Below are 24,907 nucleotides of genomic sequence, written 5' to 3' on the forward strand. Positions count from 1 at the left end.
AAAAGGACGATAATTAGATGGCTTTTAAAGTCCTTATAGTGGACGACTCTACGTTTTATCGGCGTCGCCTGCGTGAAATCCTTGATGAGGACCGAGATCTTACCGTTGTCGGTGAAGCAAAAAATGGCGAGGAAGCATTGGCAAAGCTGATGTCTCTATCACCGGATGTGGTGACCATGGATGTGGAAATGCCAGTTATGGATGGCATTTCAGCAGTTAAGGCTATTATGCAAAAGCGTCCTGTGCCTATTTTGATGTTTTCATCCATCACCCATGCCGGCGCACAGGCTACCCTTGATGCCCTTGAAGCCGGAGCACTAGACTTTCTACCGAAAAAGTTTGAAGAAATCTCTCGCGAACGTAAAGACGCGGTGGGTTTGCTAAGAACAAAAGTCCGTTTGCTGGCCCGTCGTGGTGTCGGTTTTCGCCGGCCGGCCCTCGCACGCACGCCACCGATGACAAGAAGCAGCAAAACCTTGCCTGATAATGCTCCTAAAAGCACTTTTTTTCGCAGTTCTGGGTTGCTCAGTGGCCGCAGTGATGGGGCCATAGCGCCAAGCGTTACCTCAGTAAGAGCCTCAGGCAAACACTACAAGTGTTTAGCCATAGGCGCATCCACTGGTGGGCCCGTTGCATTACAAAAACTGTTGTCTGGCTTGCCTGCTACCTTTCCTTATCCCATCTTGCTGGTACAACATATGCCAGGCACGTTCACCCATGCGTTTGCGCAAAGATTACATAACAATTGTGCTATTACCGTCAAAGAGGCGGCCCATGGCGACCTGTTAAAGCCCGGTTGTGCCTACTTGGCTCCGGGTGGCAAGCAAATGGTTGTCGAGGGCACTCAAGCTCCCAAGATTGTTATTCGAGATGCTTTAGAAGACGAAGTGGCAACCTATAAACCCAGTGTCGATATTACCTTTGCTAGTCTAGCCGGGGTTTTTCAAGGTGATGTACTGGGTGTGATTTTAACCGGAATGGGCGCTGATGGCCGAGACGGATGCCAGCAATTATATAATCATGGCGCAAAAATTTGGGCTCAAGATCAAGCTTCTTGTGTGGTTTATGGCATGCCGCAGGCAGTGGCCAAAGCGAACATTACCGATAAAAGCATGGATGTTGAGCATATGGCGTCGTGTATTTTGAGCGAAATGGTCAACTGACTATTTAGGTTGCTGGAGCCTGGTGTTGAAAATTTGGACGGTTGCAAATCAAAAAGGCGGAGTAGGAAAAACCACCACCACGGTGACGTTAGGGGGGATCCTCGCTCAACAGGGCAAACGTGTTTTACTTATTGATACCGATCCCCATGCATCCTTAAGCTACTATTTCGGTACTGACGCAGAGGAACTCAATGCCTCGGTGTACGATATATTTATGCATGACGGTATTATCACCGCTGACAATGTACTCGATTGTTTATGCCCCACAAAATTAGATAGCTTATTTGTCCTGCCTGCTTCAATGGCACTAGCTACGCTGGATCGGCAAATGGGTATGCAAAATGGGATGGGGTTGATCTTAAAGAAGGCTTTAGCCACCATTGCCGATGAGTTCGATTATGTATTGGTGGATTGCCCACCGGTACTTGGTGTGCTGATGGTCAATGCTTTGGCCGCCTGTGAAAAAGTCATTGTGCCGGTTCAAACTGAGTTTCTCGCTTTGAAGGGCCTAGATCGCATGATCCATACATTGGACATCATGGGGCGCTCGTTACGAAAAACCTTTGATACTGTGATTGTACCGACTATGTTTGATCGTAGAACCAAAGCCGCTATTTTGTCTCATCACAAGCTGATGACTGATTATGGCAATAAAGTATGGAAAGGGCTGATCCCAGTCGATACGCGTTTTAGAGATGCAAGTCAAGCCCAGTCACCGGCTTCGGTTGTGTTCCCTAAGGCAAGAGGGGTCATCGCCTACGGTAAACTGCTGCAACAATTAGAGGGATACTAAATAGTATGAAAAAAAGTACGCCCTTTGCCCGAGAAGACGTGATGCAGTCGTATCTGGATAGCCTACTTCATGGGCCGGATGATCCGGCAGAAGTTACGGCCAACACCGCACGATTGCTAGAGCAGGCAGCGGCTCAGGTTACCGAATCGGTGATAGAAGAAGAAGCCCTTGAAGTGCCAGAAACGGCCTCTGTGCTTACAGCGCAAACGTTAGACGCTGAAACGACCTTGCCCATTCTTGATGAACAAGAGCAATCTATCGTTGCACCAAGCTCCACAGCGGCCCCATCAGCCGGTATTGTGTCGATAAAGGAGCAATTAGATGAACATTTCCAAGCGTTGTTCTTTGAAGTAGCGGGGTTAACCTTAGCGGTGCCACTTATCACCTTAGGGGGTATTCATCGAATCGATAAAATAGGCACCTTGGTTGGTAAACCAGCCTGGTTTAAGGGTGTGATGCTATATCGAGAGCAAAAAATAAGCGTTGTTGATACTGCGATGTGGGTTATGCCAGAAAAATACGATCAAAACCTCGCAGAAACGCTAAACTATCAGTATCTTATTATGCTTGGTGACAGTTTGTGGGGCTTAGCCAGTGACAAACTAATCAACACTGTTACCTTGACCAAGGATGAAGTGAAATGGCGCGAGTCAGGTGGCAAACGTCCTTGGTTAGCGGGTATGGTAAAAGAAAGAATGTGTGCGTTAGTAGACGTATATCAGTTAATTACAATGCTAAACAATGGCTTAGGTAGTAATGAGCAAACACCTTAGCTGTGGGAGCCAGGTTCATGAGTGAGAAAAGCACAACAAACAACACACCGGACAACGATCAGGTGCTGCAATGGGTAACGTACCGACTCGGTGAAGAGACCTACGGTATTAACGTCATGCAAGTGCAAGAAGTCTTGCGCTATACAGAGATTGCCCCCGTTCCAGGTGCACCGGATTATGTGCTTGGTATTATTAATCTGCGTGGTAATGTGGTTACCGTCATCGATACCCGTGCCCGTTTTGGTTTGATGCCCGCCGATGTGACGGATAATACCCGCATCGTTATCATCGAATCTGATGAACAAGTGGTGGGTATTTTAGTCGATAGCGTTGCCGAAGTGGTTTACTTGAAGTCATCGGAAATAGACAGTGCGCCGAATGTGGGCACTGAAGAAAGCGCCAAATTTATTCAAGGCGTTAGCAATCGCGACGGTGAATTACTTATTCTGGTAGACTTAAACAAGTTGCTCAGTGATGATGAATGGGATGAACTAAGTAGCTTATAAATGCTCGTTTTGTTAATTATCGATAGGGGAGAGGATGTGGTATCAATCACCCTATCGATGTTAATAACAGGCAACGTGGCATTGCCCCTTTCTTTGTTTTTCCAGGAGTTAAGTCACTAAAATGGATGTATCTGCTTTCTCTCTCCTTGCCATCGCTACCGGGTTGCTAGCGGTTATTGCCGTATTGTGGCTCTATTGGTATTTTCAAAACCGCATCAAGGCCCTGCATTTTCATTTACAGCATCATGGTGATGAAGCCATTTTACTTGCCGAACAAGTGCGGACGTTAGAAAATCAGATAGCAGAAATGCAAGCCCGTTCTATGGTGCAAGGAAAGCATATGCAAGATCTCAGCGAACAGTTCAACCAACTCGAAAACCAGCTTCGGGAGGTCAAAACCCAAGATCCTTCCATGCGTTTGTATACAAGAGCTGCAGAATTAGTGAAATCTGGCGCTGATATTGAAGAAGTGATGCAGGCGTGTGATCTTCCTAGGGCTGAGGCCGAACTGCTTTTCAGCATGCATGGTACCCACCAAATTAAAAACCCATAAAACACAGGACGTTTAGACGTCCAGACGTAAAGATGTTGACATCCGTCTATAATCGGCCACAATAATAGTATCTACATTTATTGTTGGAGCCGTTATGCCGATCTGTATCCCTGAACAACTACCTGCACAGCATGTTTTATCGGGTGAAAATATTTTCACCATGGATAGCAATCGTGCGGCGACTCAGGATATTCGACCTATGGAAGTAGGCATCTTAAATCTGATGCCGAATAAAATCGAAACTGAAGTGCAGCTTCTCCGATTGTTATCCAACACGCCTTTGCAAATAAATGTCAACCTAATAAGAGTAGACAAACTTGCGCCTAAACACACCCCACAAGCACATATGGATGCTTTTTATCATGACTTTTCTGCCATTGCGGAGAAAAAGTATGACGGTCTTATCGTCACTGGCGCACCGTTAGCGCATTTGTCGTATGATCAAGTTAAATACTGGGATAAAATGGTAGAAATATTAGAGTGGGCCCAGCGAAACGTGAACTCAACACTCTATTTGTGTTGGGCTGCCCACGCCGCCATGTTTCATTTTTACGGTGTGCAACGAGAGTTGCGGGCCCGTAAATTATCCGGCGTGTATAAGCATAAGGTGCTTGATCCGTACAATGATTTGTTACGGGGGTTTGATCCAGAATTTTATGCGCCTCATTCACGCTATGGTTATATTGATAGTGAGGTTTATAACAGCATCGATGGTTTGCATGTGATAACCGAATCACCTCAAGCTGGTGCGTACACCGTGGCTTCAGAAGATAAGCGCATGGTGTTTGTCACTGGGCATCCGGAGTATGACCCAGAGACCCTTCAAGATGAATACAAACGGGATTTGAGCGGCGGGCAAGATGCCATTGTACCGGTAAACTATTTTACCGATGATGATCCCTCAAAACCCCCTTTAGTGCGTTGGCGTTCTCATGGTAGTCTGCTGTTCAATAATTGGTTGAACTACTATGTTTATCAGACCACGCCGTACGATTTAAGTCAGCTGTCGGAAAAACCACAGCCCAAGAGGTAACACGTGACATCAAGTACTCAACAAACTCTACTGGATATCGCAGCGCAGCGCATTCTTATTCTAGATGGCGCCATGGGCACAGAAATCCAGAATCATAAACTGGAAGAAGCAGACTACCGTGGTGAGCAGTTTGCCGACTGGCATTGTGATGTAAAAGGAAATAATGACCTTTTGGTGCTCAGCCAACCGGATATTATTTATAAAATTCACTGTGATTACCTCGCTGCCGGTGCCGATATTATTGAGACCAATACGTTCAACGCCACCACCATTGCCATGGCAGATTATGACATGGAGAGCCAGTCTAAAGAGATTAACCTAGCCGCCGCACGCTTGGCCAGAAAGGCGTGTGATGAATTCACGGCAAAAACACCGGATAAACCGCGTTTTGTGGCTGGTGTGCTAGGGCCAACAAACCGCACAGCCTCCATTTCACCAGACGTGAATGATCCGGCGAAGCGCAATGTCACATTTGATGAATTAGTCGAAGCTTATATGGAGTCTACTGAAGCGCTATTGGCCGGTGGTGCGGACCTTATTCTTATCGAAACCATATTTGATACGTTAAATGCCAAGGCGGCAATCTTCGCGGTAGAGACCGTGTTCGATAATATGGGGGCGAAAGTGCCGGTGATGATATCCGGTACCATTACCGATGCGTCAGGCCGAACCTTATCAGGACAAACGGCTGAAGCCTTTTATTATTCTATGCGCCATGCAGAGCCCACGTCGGTAGGCTTAAATTGTGCATTAGGGCCAGATTTGCTACGTCAGTATGTGGATGAGGTCAGTCAAGTGGCCGAATGTCTTGTCTCAGCCCATCCTAATGCTGGGCTTCCCAATGAATTTGGTGAGTACGATATGGACGCTATAGAGATGTCTACACATATAAAAGAATGGGCTGAGTCTGGCCTTGTCAATATTGTAGGCGGTTGTTGCGGCAGTACACCTGAGCATATCCGAACCATCGCTGAGTCGGTAGCAGGGCTAAAACCCCGTTCGATCCGGGAAAGAGAAGTAAAAATGCGCCTTTCAGGCCTGGAACCGTTCGTTCATTAGGGGGTTATCGTGACCACAGGAATTTCTTCATTTATCAATATCGGTGAACGTACTAACGTTACCGGTTCTGCCATGTTTAAGCGTTTAATATTAAATGCTGAATATGAAAAAGCCCTCGATGTTGCCCGCCAACAGGTGGAAAACGGGGCTCAGGTTATCGATATCAACATGGATGAGGCCATGTTGGATTCGGTGGAAGCCATGCGCACCTTTTTGAATCTGATTGCATCAGAGCCCGATATTAGTCGTGTGCCTATTATGATCGACTCTTCAAAATGGGAAGTCATAGAAGCGGGTCTAAAGTGTGTTCAGGGCAAGGCCATCGTGAACTCAATTAGCTTAAAGGAAGGCGAAGAACAGTTTCTTCATCACGCTAAGTTGATAAAGCGCTACGGTGCCGCGACGGTGGTCATGGCGTTTGATGAAAAAGGCCAGGCTGATACCAAAGAACGTAAAATTGAAATTTGTCAGCGTAGTTATAAAGCCTTAACTGAGAAAGTGGGCTTTCCACCTGAAGATATCATTTTTGACCCGAATATTTTTGCCGTGGCCACAGGTATCGATGAGCACAATAATTATGCCGTGGACTTCATAGAAGCCACCAAAGTGATTCGTCAAACCTGCCCCCATGCCCATATTAGTGGCGGCTTATCCAATATCTCTTTTTCTTTCCGCGGTAATAACCGGGTTCGGGAAGCCATGCACTCGGTATTTCTTTACTATGCCATTCGTGCCGGTATGGATATGGGGATCGTCAACGCCGGTCAATTAGAGGTGTATGACGAAATTCCTGAAGAACTCAAAGTTGCCGTAGAAGATGTTATTTTAAATCGTCATGATGAAGCGACGGATCGCCTGTTAGAGTTGGCGCCTAAGTATCAGGGAGACGGCAAAGCGGCAGCAGTGGAAGATCTAAGCTGGCGTGAGCAACCGGTCACCAAACGATTAGAACATGCGCTGGTTAAAGGGATCACCGATTACATCATCGAGGATACCGAAGAAGCTAGATTAGAAGCCGAACGTCCGCTTCATGTTATTGAAGGTCCTTTAATGGATGGCATGAACGTGGTCGGTGATTTATTTGGTGAAGGTAAAATGTTTCTACCCCAGGTGGTTAAGTCAGCCCGGGTAATGAAAAAAGCCGTTAGTCATCTACAACCTTATATTGAAGCGGAAAAGTCAGGGGGATCGAGCAGCAACGGCAAAATTCTCATGGCAACGGTGAAAGGCGACGTGCATGATATTGGTAAAAATATCGTTGGCGTGGTGTTGCAGTGTAACAATTTTGAAGTCATTGATTTAGGCGTGATGGTGCCATGTGCCACTATTTTACAAGTAGCCAAAGATGAAAACGTAGACATGATAGGCCTTTCTGGTCTTATTACACCGTCATTAGATGAAATGGTGCATGTGGCCAAAGAGATGGAACGTTTAGGCTTGGATTTACCCCTATTGATTGGCGGTGCGACCACTTCTAAAGCCCACACCGCAGTAAAAATTGAGAAGAATTATCATGCCCCTGTGGCCTATGTACCTAATGCCAGTCGTGCTGTGGGGGTGTGTCAAAAGCTCATCAGTAAAGAAGGCCGTGAAAAGTACAGCAAAGAGCTAACAGAAGAATACGAAAAGGTGAGGTTGCAGCACGCACGCAAGCAACCTCGAAGTCGTCCGGTTACCCTACAGGACGCACGAGCCAATGGATTTACCCCAGATTTCACCGCTGTGCCAGTTAAACCCAAGAAGTTGGGAGTGACACCCGTGTCAGTGGATCTAGGCGTGTTAAGAAAATACATAGATTGGACACCGTTTTTCCTTACTTGGTCGTTAGCCGGTAAATACCCCCGTATTTTGAATGACGACGTGGTGGGAGAACAAGCCAAAGAATTGTTTGCCGATGCCAATGCCATGCTTGACGATATTATCGAGCACGGCGGGCTAGAAGCCAAAGGCGTGATGGGGCTATTCCCTGCAAATAGGGAAGGGGATGACATCGAAATTTATCTTGATGAAAGCCGGACTGAACTAGCGGGGGTGTCTCATCATTTGCGTCAACAAACCTTAAAAGAAAAGTTTGCTAACTATTGTTTGGCTGATTTTATTGCTGAGAAAGGCAGTGGTATTGACGACTATATTGGGGCTTTTGCCGTTACTGCAGGAATTGGCGAAGACGAGCTGGCTCAATCCTACAAGGACAAGGGCGATGACTATAACGCCATTATGGTTAAAGCAGTGGCAGACCGTTTAGCTGAAGCCTTTGCTGAATATCTTCACGAACAGGTTAGAAAAGTTTATTGGGGTTTCGCCCCTGATGAAAACTTTGACAATGACGCGCTTATTCGCGAAAAATATCAAGGGATACGGCCAGCACCGGGTTATGCCGCTTGTCCGGAACATACCGAAAAACAGTTAATCTGGGATTTGCTCGATGCCGAGGCTCACACCAGTATGAAACTGACTGAAAGTTATGCCATGTGGCCGGGGGCTGCGGTCTCCGGTTGGTATTTCTCTCACCCCCAAGCGAAGTATTTTGCCGTCGCAAAGATACAACGGGACCAGCTAGAAGATTATGCGAAGCGTAAAGGTTGGTCGTTAGAAGAAGCAGAAAAATGGTTGGCGCCTAACTTAGATGACTAATGAATTACCTTACTCCCAGTCTTGCGAGAATAACAAAGACCCTATCTTAGCGATCTTGAAGCAAACTTTTGCTGCAAGTAACAACGTACTTGAGGTCGGAAGTGGCACAGGGCAGCATGCGGTGCATTTTGCATCGAATCTGCCTCACCTTGTGTGGCAAACCAGTGATCAGTTGGATTACCATGACGGGCTGCGCCAACGGTTAGCAGCTTTTCCAACGGATAACGTGCTCCCACCTATCGCCCTTAAGGTCGGTGAGTCCAGCTTACCTTTTGCCCGTTTTGACAGTGTGTTTTCTGCAAATACTGCCCACATTATGCAGCAAGCAGAAATTGCCCAGATGATGAAAGCACTGTCAGATGATTTGCCTGCGGACGGATGCTTTTGTCAGTATGGTCCGTTTATAGAAAACGGTGAATTTAACAGTCAAGGAAATGCGGATTTCCATGAGTACTTGGTCACTAATGGTTATGGCGGTTATCGGGACATTGACGAACTTAAGTCGTGGGCTCCGAATCTGTCTCTCATTGAAATTCATCGAATGCCCGCGAATAATCTACTCCTTGAATGGCGAAAAAAATAGCTTTATGGGCCAGTGTGCCCCAGTTTTAATGCCATATCGATGAAGGCCCTCACGAAGGGGGCATTGGCGTCAGTTTTTCTGTAACCTAAATGCAGAGACTTGGCCAAGCCCTCTTTGCCAAGCCGGGCGGTGGTGAGAGCAAGCTCTGTGTCTTGTTCTTCTACAAGCCAGCGCGGTAGGGCACCGACTCCTCTTCCTGCACTTACCATCTGCAATAATATCTCGGTCGTTTCAATGCACTTATGACGCTTTACACCACATCCTGCTGGGGTAAGAAAGTGAGAAAATATATCTAACCTTGAAGGTTCCACGGGGTAGGTGAACAAAACCTCGCTGCGGAGATCTTCCGGTGATACCCAGGCTTTACCCGCCAGAGGGTGGGAATGGCTCATCACCAGCACTTGTTCGTAATCAAACACGGCTTGATAAACCACCGAGGGTAAATGCAGGGGATCGGGGGTAAGCAGTAAATCAATGTCATAGCCGTGTAGCGCTTGTAGCCCGCCAAAGGTGAATTTTTGTCTTACATCAACATCAACCCCAGGGTAAGAGAGCAGAAAAGGCCTGACGACCCTAAGTAACCACTGATAACAAGGGTGACATTCCATGCCAATACGCAACGCCCCTTGTTTACCGTCGGCAATTTCATAAAGTTGTTCTTCTGTGTGTTCAATTTGCGGTAACACCCGCTGAGCCAGATTCAATACCGTTGTGCCGGCATGGGTAAGACGAAGCCGTCGCCCCTCTTTTTGCCATAAAGGGGTGCCTAAAGACTGCTCTAGCTTACGCATGCTGTGACTTAGGGCTGATTGGGTTAGGTGCATTTTTTCTGCCGCTTCGGTCAAGGTGCCATGTTCATCAATAGCGGCAATAATTTTTAGGTGATGTCGTTCAAGCATTATTATGAAATTCATTCATTGTTTGATGAAAATATACCATTATTATTCATTGTTTTGCTAGGTTACATTGGCCACCTAACTTAACAGATGGACGGATAGATGGCTAAAATACATAATTTAGGTTTCCCTCGCATTGGCGCAAAGCGTGAATTAAAGCATTTACTTGAATCGCTTTGGCGAGGTGATATTAACGAAACCACCTTTAATGAAAAATCCAATGAACTGTGGTTGTCCAACCTTCAGCAGCAGGCGACATTAGATCATGTTCCGGTAGGCGACTTTTCGTTTTATGACCATGTGCTGGATACCAGCTTTTTGTTTGGCAACCTGCCTCAGCGTATTACGGAACAAGCGGTATCCGATCTCGACAAGTATTTTTTATTTGCTCGGGGCAAAGCAGGGCAAGATCTATGCTGTGAAAATGCAGCCGGTGAAATGACTAAATGGTTCGATACAAACTATCATTATATTGTCCCTGAAATTAACAAGAACACCCAGTTCTCTTTGCACCCTAAACAATTATTGCAACGTATTAAAACGGCACGGGGTCAAGGGTATGAGGTTAAGCCTGTGCTAGTGGGGCCGCTAACATATTTGTATTTGAGCCGTAGTACAGATGAAACGTCGTTACTCGACAAGCTTCCGGATTTACTTACTCAATATGTGTTACTACTAACATCCCTCGGTGGTGCAGGTATCGAATGGGTACAGCTTGATGAGCCTATTTTATCCACCAATATTTCTTCTGAATGGAGTATGGCCTTCCGCTATGCCTATCAACGGCTGAGCGATACGCCGGTAAAAGTATTACTGGCTAATTATTTTGGTAAGTTGAATGAAAACTTATCTTTGGTGACAGAACTTCCTGTTGAAGGGCTGCACGTTGATGGTCTTCAAGGTGAGGAGGAAGTTGCCCATTTGGCTAATCACATTCAAGACAATCAGGTGTTGTCTGTCGGGGTGGTCAATGGCAGAAATATATGGAAGCAGGATCTTCGCAAAGTCTTGCGGCAGCTACAACCGCTGCAGCAAAAGCTTGAAAATAGGCTTTGGCTGGCACCGACGTGTTCATTACTGCATGTACCTGTGGATGTTACCTCCGAAGACCAACTTACAGACGGCTTAGCCAATCGATTGTCTTTTGCAGTACAAAAAATTAAAGAACTGGAAATACTCAGAGAAGGACTGAATCGTGGTGAAGCGGCAGTAGAAGATGCGTTAACCGCTTCTGATGCAATTGCAGAACAGGCTGGTACCAAGCTGGCATACAACCCCTTGTTGGACAATGATGAACCCTGCCTGCACCGCAGCACACCGTTCGACGAAAGGTATGCTGCCCAACAGAGCAAACTTAAATTACCTTTATTGCCAACCACCACCATAGGCTCGTTCCCTCAAACTCAGGATATTCGTAAAGTTCGTGCCCAATACCGCCACGGCGATCTAGATGAAGCTCAATATAAAGAGTTTATCGAGGCGCAAATTAAACTGTGCATTAAACAACAAGTTAATCTTGGACTAGACGTATTAGTACACGGTGAAGCCGAACGCAATGATATGGTTGAGTATTTTGGGGAGCTCCTTGAAGGAATTGCCGTTAGCCGCTTTGGCTGGGTACAAAGCTATGGGTCTCGCTGTGTTAAGCCACCGATCATTCATGGCGATATTACGCGGCCGGTTCCTATGACCGTAGAATGGTTGGCCTATGCACAGAGTCTCACAGACAAGCCGGTAAAAGGCATGTTAACCGGGCCTGTTACCATTATTAATTGGTCATTTGTCAGAGACGATATTCCCCAATCAGATGTGGCGTATCAACTTGCCAATGCCTTGCGTGATGAAATTGCTGATCTGGAAACGGCAGGAATTAAGATTGTGCAAGTTGACGAGGCCGCTTTAAGAGAAGGGTTGCCATTGCGCCAGGAACACAAAGAGGCGTATCTGCAGTGGGCGGTGAATGCCTTTAAACTTGCCACTTCTTCGGTATCCGCCGAAACCCAGATCCATACCCATATGTGTTATAGCGAGTTTAGCGATATTATTGATGCCATAGCGAGAATGGATGCCGACGTGGTGACTATAGAAACCGCTCGCTCTCATCTTACTTTGCTGGATGCGTTTAAGTGCACCGCGTACCCCAATGCCATTGGGCCAGGGGTTTATGATATTCATTCGCCAGCGTGCCCAGCAACCGAGACCATCGGCAATCTCATTGAGACCCTCGTTGATATTTTACCGGTGGAAAAACTATGGATAAATCCAGACTGTGGTCTAAAAACCCGTCAATGGTCAGAAGTGCTTCCAGCGCTTTCAAACATGGTAAGCGCAACAGAGTTATGGCGGCAAAAACTTACTCAAACTGCTTAGCTTAAAATGTAAACAGCTAAAAGCCCTGCCTAGGACTGGCAGGGCTTTTTTATATTATAACGGGGTAACATCCGTTACCGAGACTGCATTGGTGAGGCGATCGCCAATGACATTTCGCATTAAACTGGCTAACTCTCTGAAGGTGGCCCGAGCCGGTGAAGTATTTCTCCATGCCAACATATGTTGACGGACCACAGGCATATCCGCTAATTCACACACATGCAGAGCGTCAGGATTATGCAGCTCAGAATGTACGTACAAGCCAGGCATAAATGCCATGCCCATACCCATGACTACCATTTGGCGAAGGGTATCTAAACTGGTGCCTTCGTAATCACGATCGATATTTGCGCCTAACTGTGAGCAAATTTCTTGTACTTGATAGTGAAAGTGATGGCGATCTTCCAATGTTAGAATTTTCTGACCGCGGATTTCTTCAGGTTCGATAAACGCTCGCCCTGACATGGGGTGATCCGCAGGTAATACAAATTTCAAAGGCTCTAAAAATAGCGGTTGTACTTGAATTTGCGAATCTTTGTTCGACATGGGGGAAAGGGTAATGTCGAATTCCCCAGATAGCAGGCCTTGCAGTAATTGTTTTGGCGCCGCTTCACGGACGTAAAATTTGAGACCGGGACGTTGCCGATGAATGTCAGGCAGTATATGTGGAAGCAGGTAGGGTCCTAACGTTGGCGGGATCCCTAGCCGATACGTGGTGGTATCCCCATCTGACAAGGCTTGCGCCATTTCGGCAAATTGCAAAGAGGATTTTAGTACGTTTTCTGCACTATCTAATAAAGACTGCCCTTGTGCCGATAATAAGGTGCCTGAGCGGGAGCGTTCAAAAAGCGTTAATCCTAATGTGGTTTCCAAAGCACTGATCTGGCTTGTTAGCGTGGGTTGGCTAATGCCTAAAATTTGTGCAGCTCTGCGAAAGTTTAATTGTTTTGCAACGGTTACAAAGTACTTTATTTGATTCAGAGAAGGCGTTTTTCCGTTTAACAACATAGTGTTGCCTCATTTCATAACTGATGATAGCAAGCCATTGATAGTAGGTGGCTATCACCACTTGCTCTGTACTTCTATTAAGCTATCAGATAATCCTATAAGCATCTATTAAATTCTTTATTTATTGTTTTCAATATTTCATTTGGAGTGATCTATGGACCACGTTATTTCCGGGGTCGCGAAATTTCAACGCGATGTGTACCCCGAGAAAAAAGAAACATTTAAAAAGCTAGCGACGGGGCAGAACCCTGAAGTGCTTTTTATCACCTGCGCGGATTCGAGAATCGATCCAAATATGGTGACACAAACAGATCCCGGTGAATTATTTATCTGTCGTAATGCTGGCAATATCGTGCCCCCACACAGCCCTCATACCGGCGGTATGACCGCTTCTATTGAGTTTGCTGTGGCAGCACTGGGCGTGACACATATCGTGGTATGTGGGCATACAGACTGCGGAGCGATGAAAGGGGCCCTTAACCCTGAAAAGCTCGATTCCTTACCCCATGTAAGAGAATGGCTGGGCCATTGCCGCTGCGCCACCGAAGTGGTGAAAGAAAAGCACGGTAATTTAGGCAGCGAGCAACTAGGGGAAGTAACAAAAGAAAACGTGTTACAGCAGCTACAGCACTTGCGCACGCATCCGGCTGTTGCCGCTAAATTAGCGACCAATTCCATTGCGCTTCACGGCTGGGTTTATGACATCGAGACTGGCATGATTCATTGCTATGATAGCCATACAGGCGAGTTTATCGAGATGGAAGAAGCTTACGCAGAACAAAAATTGATGGCCGGGGCATAGGGGATTAACGACTATGAAATTGGACATTAGTTTTAGTGAAATAAAAAATGATTTACCCGCCAGTATTGTGGTGTTCTTCGTGGCTCTTCCGCTGTGTTTAGGCATTGCGTTGGCTTCGGGCGCCCCTTTATTTTCCGGTGTTATTTCCGGCATTATTGGTGGCATAGTGGTCGGCATGGCAAGTGGTTCACGACTTGGGGTGAGTGGGCCAGCCGCGGGTTTAGCCGTCATTGTTTTTGATGCTATAGGTACCTTAGGAAGCTGGGAAATATTTCTTTGCGCCGTGGTTTTAGCGGGTGTGTTTCAGCTTCTTTTAGGGTATTTACGTGCGGGGTTTATAGCTTACTTTTTCCCCACGTCAGTGATCACCGGTATGCTTGCCGGTATCGGTGTGCTTATCGTATTGAAACAATTACCTTATTTATTTGGTTGGCACGCAGATTTTCTCGGTGAAGAAGCCTTTATGCAGGTCAACGGAGAAAACACTTTTACCGCCATTCAGCATGCTTTTTCTTCGGTATCAATGACGGCGGTGGGCATTTCTGCGTTCTCCTTGGCGGTACTGATTATTTGGGATAAATACCTCACTCACAAACATAAAGCTTTTCAGTTATTGCAAGGTCCTATTGTTGTGGTGTTAATGGGCATCGTTATTTCCATGATGCTTGCACAGTCGGGTAATCCTTTAACCGGCGATCAGTTAGTTTCTTTACCTGTAATGGACAGTTTCGAGGCATTTAAAGCTGAAATCGCGTTTCCAGCCTTGTCTGAGGTGTTCAATATTAACGTTATCACCATTGCATTAGTCATGGCTGCAGTGGCCAGTATTGAGACGCTGTTGTGCGTGGAAGCGACTGACAAATTAGATCCAGAAAAAAATACCACACCAACAAACCGAGAGCTGAAAGCCCAAGGTATTGGTAATATTTTATCTGGTCTAGTGGGTGGTTTACCTATCACGCAGGTTATTGTTCGTAGTTCAGCGAACATTGCATTTGGTGGTAAGACCAAATTGTCTGCGATACTCCATGGGGTGTTTTTGTTGGTAGCCGTGTTTGCCATGGCATCGCTGTTAAATCAGATCCCGTTAGCGTCTCTGGCCGCTATTTTGGTCATTGTTGGATATAAATTAGCTAAGCCGGCCATGTTCAAAGTCATGTATCAAACCGGTTGGGAACAATTTATTCCCTTTGTGACGACCATCACTGTGATGCTATTTACCGACTTGCTAACAGGTGTGATTGCCGGCTTGGGTGTGAGTGTGTTCTTCACCCTTAAACATAGCTACAGAAATTGCTATCAGTTCACCGAAACCGTGAACGAAGAAGAAGGCAAGAAAATTCATCATATCGTCATGGCTGAGGAAGTCTCTTTCTTCAACAAGCCGGGTATTTTGAAAAAACTCAATTCTATTCCTGAAAACTCAAAAGTCATCTTGGATTTCACCAAAAGTAAATCCGTTGCCTACGATGTAACAGAAATGGTTAAAGACTACCTTGACCAAGCAAGCACAAAAAATATCGTTGTAGAGATGAAACAGCTGTAGATAGCCGTTTTACATACAAGATAACAGTAAGAAAAAGGGGGGAGCCATCGGCTCCCCCTTTTGTCGTTTTTCACTCGTAAAATTCCCCACAATTCGCTATAGTTTTACTGATAGCTATTATCTATCGCGAGATATAGTGTTTTTCTATAACGCTATCAGATAAGAATTCCGTCTATAAGAATGATAATAGAATGTTAATGTGGAGTAATTTTATGGATCATGTCATCTCAGGTGTTGCTAAATTTCAAAAAGAAGTCTTCCCCAAGAATAAAGCAACGTTTCAAAAACTGGCAAATGGCCAGAACCCCGAGGTCCTTTTCATCACCTGTGCCGATTCGAGAATCGACCCCAACCTCGTGACTCAAACTGGTCCGGGTGACCTTTTCATATGTCGTAATGCTGGCAATATCGTCCCACCTCACTCTGCCTATACAGGCGGAATGACGGCGTCTATTGAATTTGCCGTAGCGGCTTTGGGCGTCAGTCATATCATTGTTTGCGGGCATTCAGATTGTGGGGCAATGAAAGGTGCATTGGCACCTGACCAGTTAGATGATCTGCCTCATGTTAAAGAATGGCTTGGACACTGCCGGTGTGCCACTGAAGTAGTAAAAGAAAAAGAGGGAGAACTGTCTATCAACCAGCTAGGGGCGGTGACAAAGGAAAACGTTCTTCAGCAATTACAACATTTACGCACCCATCCAGCGGTGGCCTCTAAAGTTGCCACTGGACAGGTGCAATTACACGGCTGGATCTATGACATAGAATCTGGTGATGTACTTTGTCACTGTGAACAAAGCAACGAATTTAAATTGCTTGCAGACGTTTATGGCGAAAAGCCATTCTCGAAATCAGGTAAGGAAGCATAATTATGAAAAGCCTACTGAGTAACGTAAGAGGTGATCTTACCGGTGGTCTTACAGCTGGTATCGTCGCGTTACCCCTAGCACTCGCTCTTGGGGTCGCTTCCGGTTTAGGTCCTATGGCCGGATTATATGGCGCTATCGCAGTGGGCTTTTTTGCTGCACTGTTAGGGGGAACACCATCACAGATTTCTGGCCCAACTGGGCCGATGGTGGTGGTGATAGCGGGCTTATTTGCATCGCTTTCCGGCGATGTGGGAATGATATTTACCGCCGTTATGCTGGCCGGTTTATTACAAATTGTCATGGGTTTGACCGGTGTTGGCCAATATATCCGGTTGGTACCTTATCCGGTTATCTCCGGTTTTATGACCGGTATTGGTGCCATCATTATTATTCTTCAGTTAGGCCGTTTGATGGGGCATGAAACATCCGGCGGAACCATGGGGGCACTACAATATTTACCCACGGCGCTAAGTGATATAGATTTTGTGACCTTAGGACTCGGTTTAGGCACCTTATTAATTGCCTATAAATGGCCAGCAAAGTTAGGCAAATTTGTGCCAGGAGCGCTTGCAGCGCTGATCATCGGCACATTGGTTAGCTTGTCGCTAGATACACCAGTGCTCGGTGAAATACCGTCGGGTCTGCCGGAGATTCAACTACCAATATTTGATCAATCTTCCTTCTTGTTGGTGTTAGAGGCGGCGTTTATTCTTGCCATACTGGGCGCCATCGATTCACTGTTGACCTCGCTGGTTGCCGATAACATGACGCGAACCCGTCATGACAGTAACCGAGAATTAATTGGTCAAGGGGTCGGCAACACGGTGGCCGGACTTATTGGCGGCATTGCCGGTGCTGGGGCGACCATGCGCACCGTGGTTAATATTCGTAGCGGTGGTAAAGAGCGCCTGTCGGGAATGATACACGCGCTGGTCTTGTTGGCCATCGTGTTAGGTTTAAGCCCGTTGGCGGCACAAATACCCCATGCGGTATTAGCGGGTATATTAGTTAAAGTGGGTTTGGATATCATTGATTGGAGTTATCTAAAACGCGCTCATACTGGGCCGCGATGGGATTTCGCCTTAATGGTGTTAGTGCTTGGTTTAACGGTGTTTGTAGACTTGATCACCGCTGTGGGTGTGGGCGTTGTCTTGGCCGCTTTAGCTTACGTACGCCAAATCGCTCAGTTACAACTAGAAGAAGTGAAGAAGATCCCTGACAGTTTAGGCGATCCCGAAGAAGATGCACTTCTTAAGGAAACCAAAGGTAAAGTTCAGGTGTTTAGTTTTGGCGGACCATTAAGCTTTGGTGCTGCCGCTGACTTAGGACATCATGTACGGGAAAAAGTAAAAGGGGGGTCTAGTGCGTTAATATTGGACTTTACCCGTGTACCGTCCATGGATGTCTCCGCTGCAATGGCGGTAGAAACCATCACATCCGATGCCAAAACAGCAGGACGAGAAGTCTTTATGTGTGGGGCTAACGAAAATGTGGAGAAGGTGCTGGATAACATCAATGCCCATCAAAGCGGCATTCGGGTGTTTGATACACGTAAGCAAGCTCTGATGAGAGCTGTTGATTTGATTAATTCGTCGGGAAAAGTCTCAAGGTAGCCTTGAGGTAACCATCCTTTAACCGACGCGTAAAATAAAAAAAGGCTTCAAACGAAGCCTTTTTTGTTTTTTCTAACACCCTTACCAGATTTGGACTCGGTCTTCAGGCTTTAGGTATAACTTATCGCCAGGTTTTACGTTAAACGCTTCATACCAGGCATCCATGTTTCTCGGCGCCATGGCACGATAACGAGCTGGTGAATGAGGATCGGAGCGTAACTGGTTTATCAAGCTTTGCTCGGTACGTTTTTCCCGCCATACTTGGGCCCAAGATATAAAGAATCGTTGATCTCCTGTCATCCCGTCGATGACCGGCGCTTCTTTTCCATTTAAACTGAGTTTGTAGGCTTCATAAGCCATAGCAAGGCCACCAACATCACCAATATTTTCGCCCATGGTCAAGCTACCGTTTACATGGTTGCCTGGTACAGGTTCGTACTGGTCATACTGGGCACCTAGTTGGGAAACTTTGGCTTTAAATGCGGTGAGATCTTTTTCGTTCCACCAGTTTCGTTGGATGCCATTGGCATCTGATTTGGCACCTTGGTCGTCGAAGCCGTGGCCCATCTCATGTCCGATTACGGCACCGATACCACCGTAGTTGACCGCAGGGTCGGCATTAGGATCAAAGAAAGGGGGCTGTAAAATAGCAGCAGGGAATACGATTTCATTAAACGATGAATTGTAATAAGCATTGACCGTTTGTGGTGTCATGCCCCAGCGTTCACGATCCGTAGGTTTGAGTTCTTCTTCTCTGTCTTTTTTGTTAAAGAACTTACGTAAATTACGTACATTGCCTACTAAATTGTCATCGCTAATCGTCACGCCGCTTAAATTGATCCACTTGTCCGGATAGCCGATTTTAGGGCGAAATGCAGCCAGCTTTTCTTTGGCTTGTTGCTTGGTTTCATCACTCATCCATTCGAGATTGTCAATTCGTTTACCCAATGCTTTTCGCAGGTTTCCTACCAATTCGGTCATTTGCTGCTTTGATGATTCGGGGAAATAACGGGCTACATAAATTTTACCCAAGGCGAATCCTAAGGATTCAGTGCTACCCATTTGGCTTAAAGCGCGCTTCCAACGGGGGCGAGGTTCTTGTTGTCCATTTAAGGTAGTACCAAAGAAATCAAAATAAGTTTGATAAATATCTTCTGACAACAAAGACGCATTCTTGCTTAAAGTGTGATACTTCAGATAAGACTTCCACGTGGCCAAATCTGTCGTGTTGATAAGATTTATCACATCTTTTACCGGCTGAGGAGTAGTGACATTCAATGACGGCACTTTGAGGCCTTTTTGCGCAAAAAAGGTGTCCCAATCAAAACCAGGATAAGCATCGGATAATAAAGAACGGTCTAATTGATTAAGGGTTAAATCTCTGTCTCTGCGTTTGTCTCGTGGCCACTGGGCTTCGGCAATTTTAGTCTCTAAGGACAAAATCGCCTGTGCTTGGGTAGGGGCGTCTTCGACACCGGCATAGGTGAGCATTTTTTCGATGTTGGCAAGGTACTCTGCACGGATCTTAACGAAGCGTTCTTCCTCGCTTAAATAGTAATCCCGATCTGGCAAACCCAAACCGCCAACACTGACGCTAACTTGATATTCATTGGGATCTAGTCGGTTATACCATAAGCCAGCACTAATTGGAGACGCGGTGCCGTAAAGCCAAGCGTTACCCATCATTTCGGTGAGGGATTTTTGATTGGTAATGCCATCGATTTTAGTGAGCACATCTGCAACGGGTTCTACCCCTTTTGCATTGAGTCCATCGACATCCATATAAGCAACGTAAAAGTCACGTACGAGCTTTTCTTCGTCAGACAAATTGTCTTTTTTTAGTAGATCGTCAATGATGCTTTTTACTTGCTCAATACTGCGGTCCGCTAAGGCTGAAAACGCGCCAAAACGTACTTTATCTGCAGGCAATTCGTAGTTTTTGTACCAGGTACCATTAACGTACTCAAAAAAATCATCACCGGGTTTCACTGCCGTATTCATGGCAGACAATTCAATTCCAGTGTTGCCCAGTTCGGGTTTGCCTTTTGCTGCCGAAACAGTGGCTGCCTCAGTAGAGGACTGTGTCTCGTTTTCTTGTGCTGATTGACCGCAGCCTGAGAGGGTGATTGCTGATGCAATGGCAACAGCTAAACAGGTATACTTCATTGTCGTTACTCATTTTTGTGTTGTGCGCAGTGAAAAATTACCTGCGCATTGGTTTTTGTTATTAGTCTTTCTTTCATTGCTTGATTAAACGGTAACACGGTAGCCGCTTGTTCAAAATAATGTGTAATCTGGCGTTTTTCTTCAGCTAAAAATTCTCTTACTCCATTATGAAAGCCTTTGTTGTCTAAGTGATGCAAAGACATACAGTAAGTGGGTTCAAAACCTCTGAGTATTTTATGCTCACCTTGGGTGCCAGGGTTAAATAAAGGTAATTTATTCTCTATGGCAAATGCAATCCCTTGATTGTAACAACATTCGAAATGCAAACCGTCAATCAGTTCCGTGGTTCCCCAATAGCGTCCGTATAGGCCACTCTCATCATAAAAAAGTAAGGCACTGGCAATGGGAACATTTGCCCGCCTTGCCTCGATAAGTAACATCGACTGAGACAAAGTATGATACAGGTGCATAAAAAACGCCGGTGTTAGATAACCGGTGTGACCAGAGCGTTTCATATAGGTCAGCTGATAACAGCGTATAAAGAAGTGCATGTGCTCAGGACGAATGGCTTCTCGGGTCAGTGGATGAAAGGTGATACCTGCGGCCGAGAGCTTTTCTTTTGATTTGCGTAATGACTTGCGCTTGCGTGAGGTGAGTGCAGCGGTAAAGTCATCAAGGTGTTGGTAATCGTAGTTGTACCATTGAAATTGCACAGAAAAGCGAGCTAGAAAATCATGAGATAGAAATTCGTCACTTTCGTGGGGGGGAACAAACAGTATATGGGCAGAAGAACAGCCTGTTTGGTAGTGCTCGTGTATGGTTTTTACCGCCTCGCCGACCAGTGCGTCACGATCGTGGTCTGGTGCACACAATAACTGGCTTGTGGTAACTGGCGTAAAAGGAATTGCACTTACCCATTTCGGATAATAGGGCAAACCATGTTGTTGGTATGCCTGGGCCCAGCCTTGATCAAAAACATATTCGCCATAGCTATCCTCTTTTAGGTACCCAGGCATAACAGCCACCAAGGTTTCATGTTGATAGATAACTAAATGCGCCGGCGTCCAACCGGTATCGGGTCCCACGCAACCGGTTTGTTCCAGACCATTGAGAAATTCATACTGGACAAATGGGCCGGCATTTTTGCTTAACTTGGCCCAAGTATCCGACGGGATCTGGCTGATTGAGGAGAGAAAACCACAAGTATAGGTCATGTTAATGTGTAATTATTGACGAAAAACCGCGAATAATCGTTACCATCCCAGTTGAAATTACAAAGTTAACGCTTATATACAAAAACCATGACAGACTCAGACCGCAAAATCATTACCCACGCGATTACCCGCATGCTTTCACGACGAGAACACAGTAGTCAGGAAGTGTACACCAAACTCAGTCAAAAGGGGTTTGCCAGTGAGGACTTCATTCCCGTGGTACAAGGGTTTCTGGATGCCGATATTCTTAGCGATAGTCGGTATGCACAAATGCGGGTACGAGCCTGTGCAGCTAAAGGGGTAGGTACCTGTCGCATCCGAGCCGAATTAAAACAACAGCATATCAGCGAGCAACTTATAGATGACGCTGTTGTGGAAGCGGAAGTTGACTGGTTTGCGTTGGCCAAACAGGTAAAACAGAAAAAGTTTGGGCAGCAAAAAGAGAGCGATTTTAAGCTTAGGCAAAAACAAATGCAGTTTTTGCATTACCGTGGTTTTACCCAAGAGCAAATTCAATACGCCGTATGTGGCGACTAATTTCGCCTTGTAGCGCTTAACAAATAAGCGCAATCCGTGGTATGTTTGCGCCCTACGGGCGGCGTTGCAATGGTAATTTGCAACCTCTGCGCACCACAGTTATATACCCGCATCAAACAAGGCAAATTTAAATGTTCATCATCGCCTTGTGATGTTCACCGTTAATAAAAAGTAGGACGTTAGAAATTCAATGACATTATCAACTGCTGACATACGCCAAAAGTTCATCGATTACTTTAAAAATCACGGCCATCAGGCAGTGGCTAGCTCATCACTGGTGCCGGCAGACGATCCTACTCTTTTATTTACTAACGCGGGTATGAACCAGTTTAAAGATGTATTTTTAGGGGCAGAAAAACGCAGTTACACCCGAGCCGTTTCGTCACAACGCTGTGTACGGGCAGGGGGAAAACACAACGACCTAGAAAATGTCGGCTACACTGCCCGCCATCATACCTTTTTCGAGATGCTGGGTAATTTTAGCTTCGGTGATTACTTTAAAAAAGAAGTCATCAATTTTGCTTGGACATTTCTGACCAAAGAGCTGGGACTGCCCAAAGAAAAGCTATTAGTCACCGTGTATTCAGAAGATGATGAAGCCTTTGCAATTTGGGAAAATGATATTGGCGTGCCCGCCGATAAAATTATTCGTATTAGCACCTCTGATAACTTCTGGTCCATGGGAGATACCGGGCCATGTGGTCCGTGCTCGGAAATTTTCTACGATCACGGCGAACATATTTGGGGTGGGCCTCCTGGCACGCCGGAAGAAGATGGCGACCGATTCATTGAAATCTGGAACTTGGTTTTCATGCAGTATAACAAGCAGGCAGACGGCACCATGGAACCCTTGCCAAAACCGTCCATTGATACTGGCATGGGGCTAGAGCGTATTTCTGCTATTTTGCAAAATGTGCACAGCAACTACGAAATCGATTTATTCCAGAATTTAATTAGTGCCGCGGCTGATATTACCAAGGCCAGTGACAAAGAAAGCAAATCGTTGCGGGTCATTGCCGATCACATTCGTTCTTGTGCCTTCCTTATTTGTGACGGCGTTATGCCTGGTAACGAAGGGCGTGGATATGTGTTGCGTCGTATCATTCGTCGGGCTGTTCGTCATGGCTATAAGTTAGGTGCTGACGATATATTCTTCTATAAGCTGGTGGCGGCACTGGTGACTGAAATGGGTGACTTTTATCCTGAACTAGCTGACCAGCAGCCGGTTATTGAAAAAGTATTACGGGTGGAAGAAGAGCAATTCAGTAAGACCCTCGAACGAGGCATGGCCATGCTCAACGAAACCCTATCGTCAATGGACGGCGATACCATTCCCGGAGATGTGGTCTTCAAGCTTTACGATACTTATGGATTCCCTGTTGATTTAACCAATGATGTGGCAAGGGAAAATGACGTAAAAATTGACGAAGCAGGTTTTGCTACGGCAATGGAAGCGCAACGTACACGAGCACAAAAGGCCAGTAATTTTGGTACCAATTATAATGATATGGTGAAAGTCGACCATGAAACGGCGTTTACTGGCTATACCCATATTGATGGTGAGGCGACGGTTTTAGAATTGATTCATGACAATCAATTAGTGACTGAGCTTAAAGACGGTGAAGAAGGGATTGTGGTGTTAGACCAAACGCCGTTTTATGCAGAATCTGGCGGTCAAGCAGGTGACAAAGGCGTGTTGAAGGTTGGTGCGGGCGAATTCACCGTGTTTGATACGCAGAAAATGGGTAACGCCTTTGCCCATAAAGGTAAGGTTGTTGGCCAAATTCATAAAGGTGATACGGTTAACGCGATTATCGACGACAGTAACCGAGAAGCGGTGAAGAAAAACCATAGTGCCACCCATTTGCTCCATGCTGCTTTGCGTGAAATTTTAGGGGAGCATGTAACGCAAAAAGGGTCGTTAGTTGAATCTCAACGTTTACGGTTTGATTTTTCCCACTTTGAAGCGGTAACCGATGCTCAGTTACAGACCATTGAAAATCGAGTGAATGAAGAAATTCGTGCTAACCATGCGCTGAAGACCCAATTGATGGACTTGGATGAAGCAAAAGCTTCTGGTGCCATGGCTTTATTTGGTGAAAAGTACGATGAAAAAGTAAGAGTTGTCACCATGGGGCCATTTTCAGTTGAACTTTGCGGCGGAACCCACGTCAATAGAACTGGAGATATTGGTCTTTTCAAAATTGTTTCTGAAAGCGGTATTGCCTCTGGGGTGCGACGTATAGAAGCCATCACAGGCGCAGCAGCCGTTGACTTCGTGCAACAGCAGCACAAGCAATTGCAAAGTGCCGCATCCCTGTTGAAAACTGACCCAGTTAACCTTATCGAGCGTATAAGTACATTACAGGCGCAAACCCGTGAATTGGAAAAAGCATTGAGTGCCAGTAAACAAAAATTGGCGAGCTTGCAAGGTGCTGATTTACTCAGTCAGGTTCAGCAAATTAATGGTACTAAGGTGCTGGTATGTTCTCCTGAAGGCGTGGAATCTAAAGCGCTGCGGGGAATGATGGATGATCTGAAAAACCGAATCGGTGATGGGATTGTGGTGCTTGGTATCGCCGATGGCGCGAAAGTAAGTTTAATTGTTGGGGTAACAAAGCAATTAATTGGAAAGATTAAGGCCGGTGATCTGGTCAACTATATTGCTTCTCAAGTTGGAGGTAAAGGTGGTGGTCGTCCTGACATGGCTCAGGCTGGCGGCAATCAACCCGAAAATCTGCCAACTGCCTTAGCGTCAGTTAACGCATATTTGGCAGATAAGCTATAAT

At 45.9% G+C, this 24,907-nt stretch carries 20 protein-coding genes; 16 read left to right on the forward strand and 4 right to left on the reverse strand.

The genetic code is table 11. From position 1 onward, the window contains the following. The first annotated feature begins 17 nt into the window (after nt 1–17). The 9 genes from KO501_RS07095 to KO501_RS07135 all read left to right on the forward strand — a co-directional run bounded on the left by KO501_RS07095 (nt 18) and on the right by KO501_RS07135 (nt 9,097). Complete coding sequence (locus KO501_RS07095) at nt 18–1,163, forward strand: chemotaxis response regulator protein-glutamate methylesterase (RefSeq protein WP_216028936.1); 1,146 nt, start codon at nt 18–20, stop codon at nt 1,161–1,163. Nucleotides 1,164–1,188: 25 nt separating this feature from the next. After that, nucleotides 1,189–1,956, forward strand: a complete 768-nt coding sequence (locus tag KO501_RS07100) for a ParA family protein (protein ID WP_216028937.1) — start codon at nt 1,189–1,191, stop codon at nt 1,954–1,956. Nucleotides 1,957–1,961: 5 nt separating this feature from the next. Further along, nucleotides 1,962–2,729: a chemotaxis protein CheW gene (locus KO501_RS07105; protein WP_216028938.1), complete on the forward strand. Its 768-nt coding sequence runs from the start codon at nt 1,962–1,964 to the stop codon at nt 2,727–2,729. Between the two features lie 17 nt (nt 2,730–2,746). After that, nucleotides 2,747–3,235 (forward strand): chemotaxis protein CheW, encoded by a 489-nt coding sequence (locus KO501_RS07110; RefSeq protein ID WP_216028939.1) that lies wholly within the window; start codon nt 2,747–2,749, stop codon nt 3,233–3,235. A gap of 121 nt (nt 3,236–3,356) precedes the next feature. Next, on the forward strand, nt 3,357–3,788 hold the full coding sequence (locus tag KO501_RS07115; RefSeq protein ID WP_216028940.1) for a DUF2802 domain-containing protein: 432 nt from the start codon (nt 3,357–3,359) through the stop codon (nt 3,786–3,788). A 94-nt stretch (nt 3,789–3,882) separates the two neighbouring features. Continuing rightward, entirely contained in the window at nt 3,883–4,821 is a 939-nt protein-coding gene (metA, locus tag KO501_RS07120; RefSeq protein ID WP_216028941.1) for a homoserine O-succinyltransferase, read from the forward strand. 3 nt (nt 4,822–4,824) lie between these two features. Continuing rightward, nucleotides 4,825–5,880 (forward strand): homocysteine S-methyltransferase family protein, encoded by a 1,056-nt coding sequence (locus KO501_RS07125; RefSeq protein ID WP_216028942.1) that lies wholly within the window; start codon nt 4,825–4,827, stop codon nt 5,878–5,880. A 9-nt stretch (nt 5,881–5,889) separates the two neighbouring features. After that, nucleotides 5,890–8,514, forward strand: a complete 2,625-nt coding sequence (gene metH, locus KO501_RS07130; protein WP_216028943.1) for a methionine synthase — start codon at nt 5,890–5,892, stop codon at nt 8,512–8,514. Then, a complete protein-coding gene (locus KO501_RS07135; RefSeq protein WP_216028944.1) occupies nt 8,507–9,097 on the forward strand; it encodes a DUF938 domain-containing protein in 591 nt (196 codons plus the stop codon). The genes metH and KO501_RS07135 overlap by 8 nt, the downstream gene beginning before the upstream one ends. A 2-nt stretch (nt 9,098–9,099) precedes the next feature. Here KO501_RS07135 and KO501_RS07140 read toward each other — a convergent pair whose 3' ends face one another. Beyond that, nucleotides 9,100–9,996 carry a LysR family transcriptional regulator gene (locus KO501_RS07140; RefSeq protein ID WP_216028945.1) on the reverse strand — a complete coding sequence of 299 codons (897 nt, stop codon included), beginning with the start codon at nt 9,994–9,996 and terminating at the stop codon, nt 9,100–9,102. 99 nt (nt 9,997–10,095) lie between these two features. Here KO501_RS07140 and metE point away from each other — a divergent pair, with 99 nt between their 5' ends. Then, complete coding sequence (gene metE / locus KO501_RS07145) at nt 10,096–12,363, forward strand: 5-methyltetrahydropteroyltriglutamate--homocysteine S-methyltransferase (protein ID WP_216028946.1); 2,268 nt, start codon at nt 10,096–10,098, stop codon at nt 12,361–12,363. 54 nt (nt 12,364–12,417) lie between these two features. Here metE and KO501_RS07150 read toward each other — a convergent pair whose 3' ends face one another. Then, a complete protein-coding gene (locus KO501_RS07150; RefSeq protein WP_216028947.1) occupies nt 12,418–13,371 on the reverse strand; it encodes a hydrogen peroxide-inducible genes activator in 954 nt (317 codons plus the stop codon). A gap of 154 nt (nt 13,372–13,525) precedes the next feature. Here KO501_RS07150 and KO501_RS07155 point away from each other — a divergent pair, with 154 nt between their 5' ends. From KO501_RS07155 to KO501_RS07170, 4 genes are all read left to right on the forward strand, one after another. Continuing rightward, nucleotides 13,526–14,173 carry a carbonic anhydrase gene (locus KO501_RS07155; RefSeq protein ID WP_216028948.1) on the forward strand — a complete coding sequence of 216 codons (648 nt, stop codon included), beginning with the start codon at nt 13,526–13,528 and terminating at the stop codon, nt 14,171–14,173. Between the two features lie 13 nt (nt 14,174–14,186). Further along, the gene (locus KO501_RS07160) at nt 14,187–15,719 is read left to right on the forward strand and encodes a SulP family inorganic anion transporter (RefSeq protein WP_216028949.1); all 1,533 of its coding nucleotides are present in this window, start codon (nt 14,187–14,189) and stop codon (nt 15,717–15,719) included. Nucleotides 15,720–15,931: 212 nt separating this feature from the next. Continuing rightward, nucleotides 15,932–16,588 carry a carbonic anhydrase gene (locus KO501_RS07165; RefSeq protein WP_216028950.1) on the forward strand — a complete coding sequence of 219 codons (657 nt, stop codon included), beginning with the start codon at nt 15,932–15,934 and terminating at the stop codon, nt 16,586–16,588. Between the two features lie 2 nt (nt 16,589–16,590). After that, nucleotides 16,591–18,201: a SulP family inorganic anion transporter gene (locus KO501_RS07170; protein WP_216028951.1), complete on the forward strand. Its 1,611-nt coding sequence runs from the start codon at nt 16,591–16,593 to the stop codon at nt 18,199–18,201. A gap of 81 nt (nt 18,202–18,282) precedes the next feature. On the opposite strand, the gene KO501_RS07175 is transcribed toward KO501_RS07170, so the two are convergent. Beyond that, entirely contained in the window at nt 18,283–20,367 is a 2,085-nt protein-coding gene (locus tag KO501_RS07175; RefSeq protein ID WP_216028952.1) for a M13 family metallopeptidase, read from the reverse strand. A 5-nt stretch (nt 20,368–20,372) separates the two neighbouring features. Beyond that, complete coding sequence (locus KO501_RS07180; RefSeq protein ID WP_216028953.1) at nt 20,373–21,581, reverse strand: GNAT family N-acetyltransferase; 1,209 nt, start codon at nt 21,579–21,581, stop codon at nt 20,373–20,375. Nucleotides 21,582–21,668: 87 nt separating this feature from the next. Here KO501_RS07180 and KO501_RS07185 point away from each other — a divergent pair, with 87 nt between their 5' ends. Beyond that, nucleotides 21,669–22,118: a regulatory protein RecX gene (locus KO501_RS07185; RefSeq protein WP_216028954.1), complete on the forward strand. Its 450-nt coding sequence runs from the start codon at nt 21,669–21,671 to the stop codon at nt 22,116–22,118. A 190-nt stretch (nt 22,119–22,308) separates the two neighbouring features. Continuing rightward, nucleotides 22,309–24,906, forward strand: a complete 2,598-nt coding sequence (gene alaS / locus KO501_RS07190) for an alanine--tRNA ligase (protein ID WP_216028955.1) — start codon at nt 22,309–22,311, stop codon at nt 24,904–24,906. Nucleotide 24,907 lies beyond the last annotated feature (1 nt).

This window comes from Alteromonas sp. C1M14, from assembly GCF_018860965.1.
Classification (GTDB): domain Bacteria; phylum Pseudomonadota; class Gammaproteobacteria; order Enterobacterales; family Alteromonadaceae; genus Alteromonas.

Coding starts and splice junctions, on each gene's coding strand:
- KO501_RS07095 (WP_216028936.1), top strand. CDS start 18: ATGGCTTTTAAAGTCCTTATAGTGGACGACTCTACGTTTTATCGGCGT.
- KO501_RS07105 (WP_216028938.1), top strand. CDS start 1,962: ATGAAAAAAAGTACGCCCTTTGCCCGAGAAGACGTGATGCAGTCGTAT.
- KO501_RS07110 (WP_216028939.1), top strand. CDS start 2,747: ATGAGTGAGAAAAGCACAACAAACAACACACCGGACAACGATCAGGTG.
- KO501_RS07115 (WP_216028940.1), top strand. CDS start 3,357: ATGGATGTATCTGCTTTCTCTCTCCTTGCCATCGCTACCGGGTTGCTA.
- metA (WP_216028941.1), top strand. CDS start 3,883: ATGCCGATCTGTATCCCTGAACAACTACCTGCACAGCATGTTTTATCG.
- KO501_RS07135 (WP_216028944.1), top strand. CDS start 8,507: ATGACTAATGAATTACCTTACTCCCAGTCTTGCGAGAATAACAAAGAC.
- KO501_RS07140 (WP_216028945.1), bottom strand. CDS start 9,996: ATGCTTGAACGACATCACCTAAAAATTATTGCCGCTATTGATGAACAT.
- metE (WP_216028946.1), top strand. CDS start 10,096: ATGGCTAAAATACATAATTTAGGTTTCCCTCGCATTGGCGCAAAGCGT.
- KO501_RS07150 (WP_216028947.1), bottom strand. CDS start 13,371: ATGTTGTTAAACGGAAAAACGCCTTCTCTGAATCAAATAAAGTACTTT.
- KO501_RS07155 (WP_216028948.1), top strand. CDS start 13,526: ATGGACCACGTTATTTCCGGGGTCGCGAAATTTCAACGCGATGTGTAC.
- KO501_RS07160 (WP_216028949.1), top strand. CDS start 14,187: ATGAAATTGGACATTAGTTTTAGTGAAATAAAAAATGATTTACCCGCC.
- KO501_RS07165 (WP_216028950.1), top strand. CDS start 15,932: ATGGATCATGTCATCTCAGGTGTTGCTAAATTTCAAAAAGAAGTCTTC.
- KO501_RS07170 (WP_216028951.1), top strand. CDS start 16,591: ATGAAAAGCCTACTGAGTAACGTAAGAGGTGATCTTACCGGTGGTCTT.
- KO501_RS07175 (WP_216028952.1), bottom strand. CDS start 20,367: ATGAAGTATACCTGTTTAGCTGTTGCCATTGCATCAGCAATCACCCTC.
- KO501_RS07180 (WP_216028953.1), bottom strand. CDS start 21,581: ATGACCTATACTTGTGGTTTTCTCTCCTCAATCAGCCAGATCCCGTCG.
- KO501_RS07185 (WP_216028954.1), top strand. CDS start 21,669: ATGACAGACTCAGACCGCAAAATCATTACCCACGCGATTACCCGCATG.
- alaS (WP_216028955.1), top strand. CDS start 22,309: ATGACATTATCAACTGCTGACATACGCCAAAAGTTCATCGATTACTTT.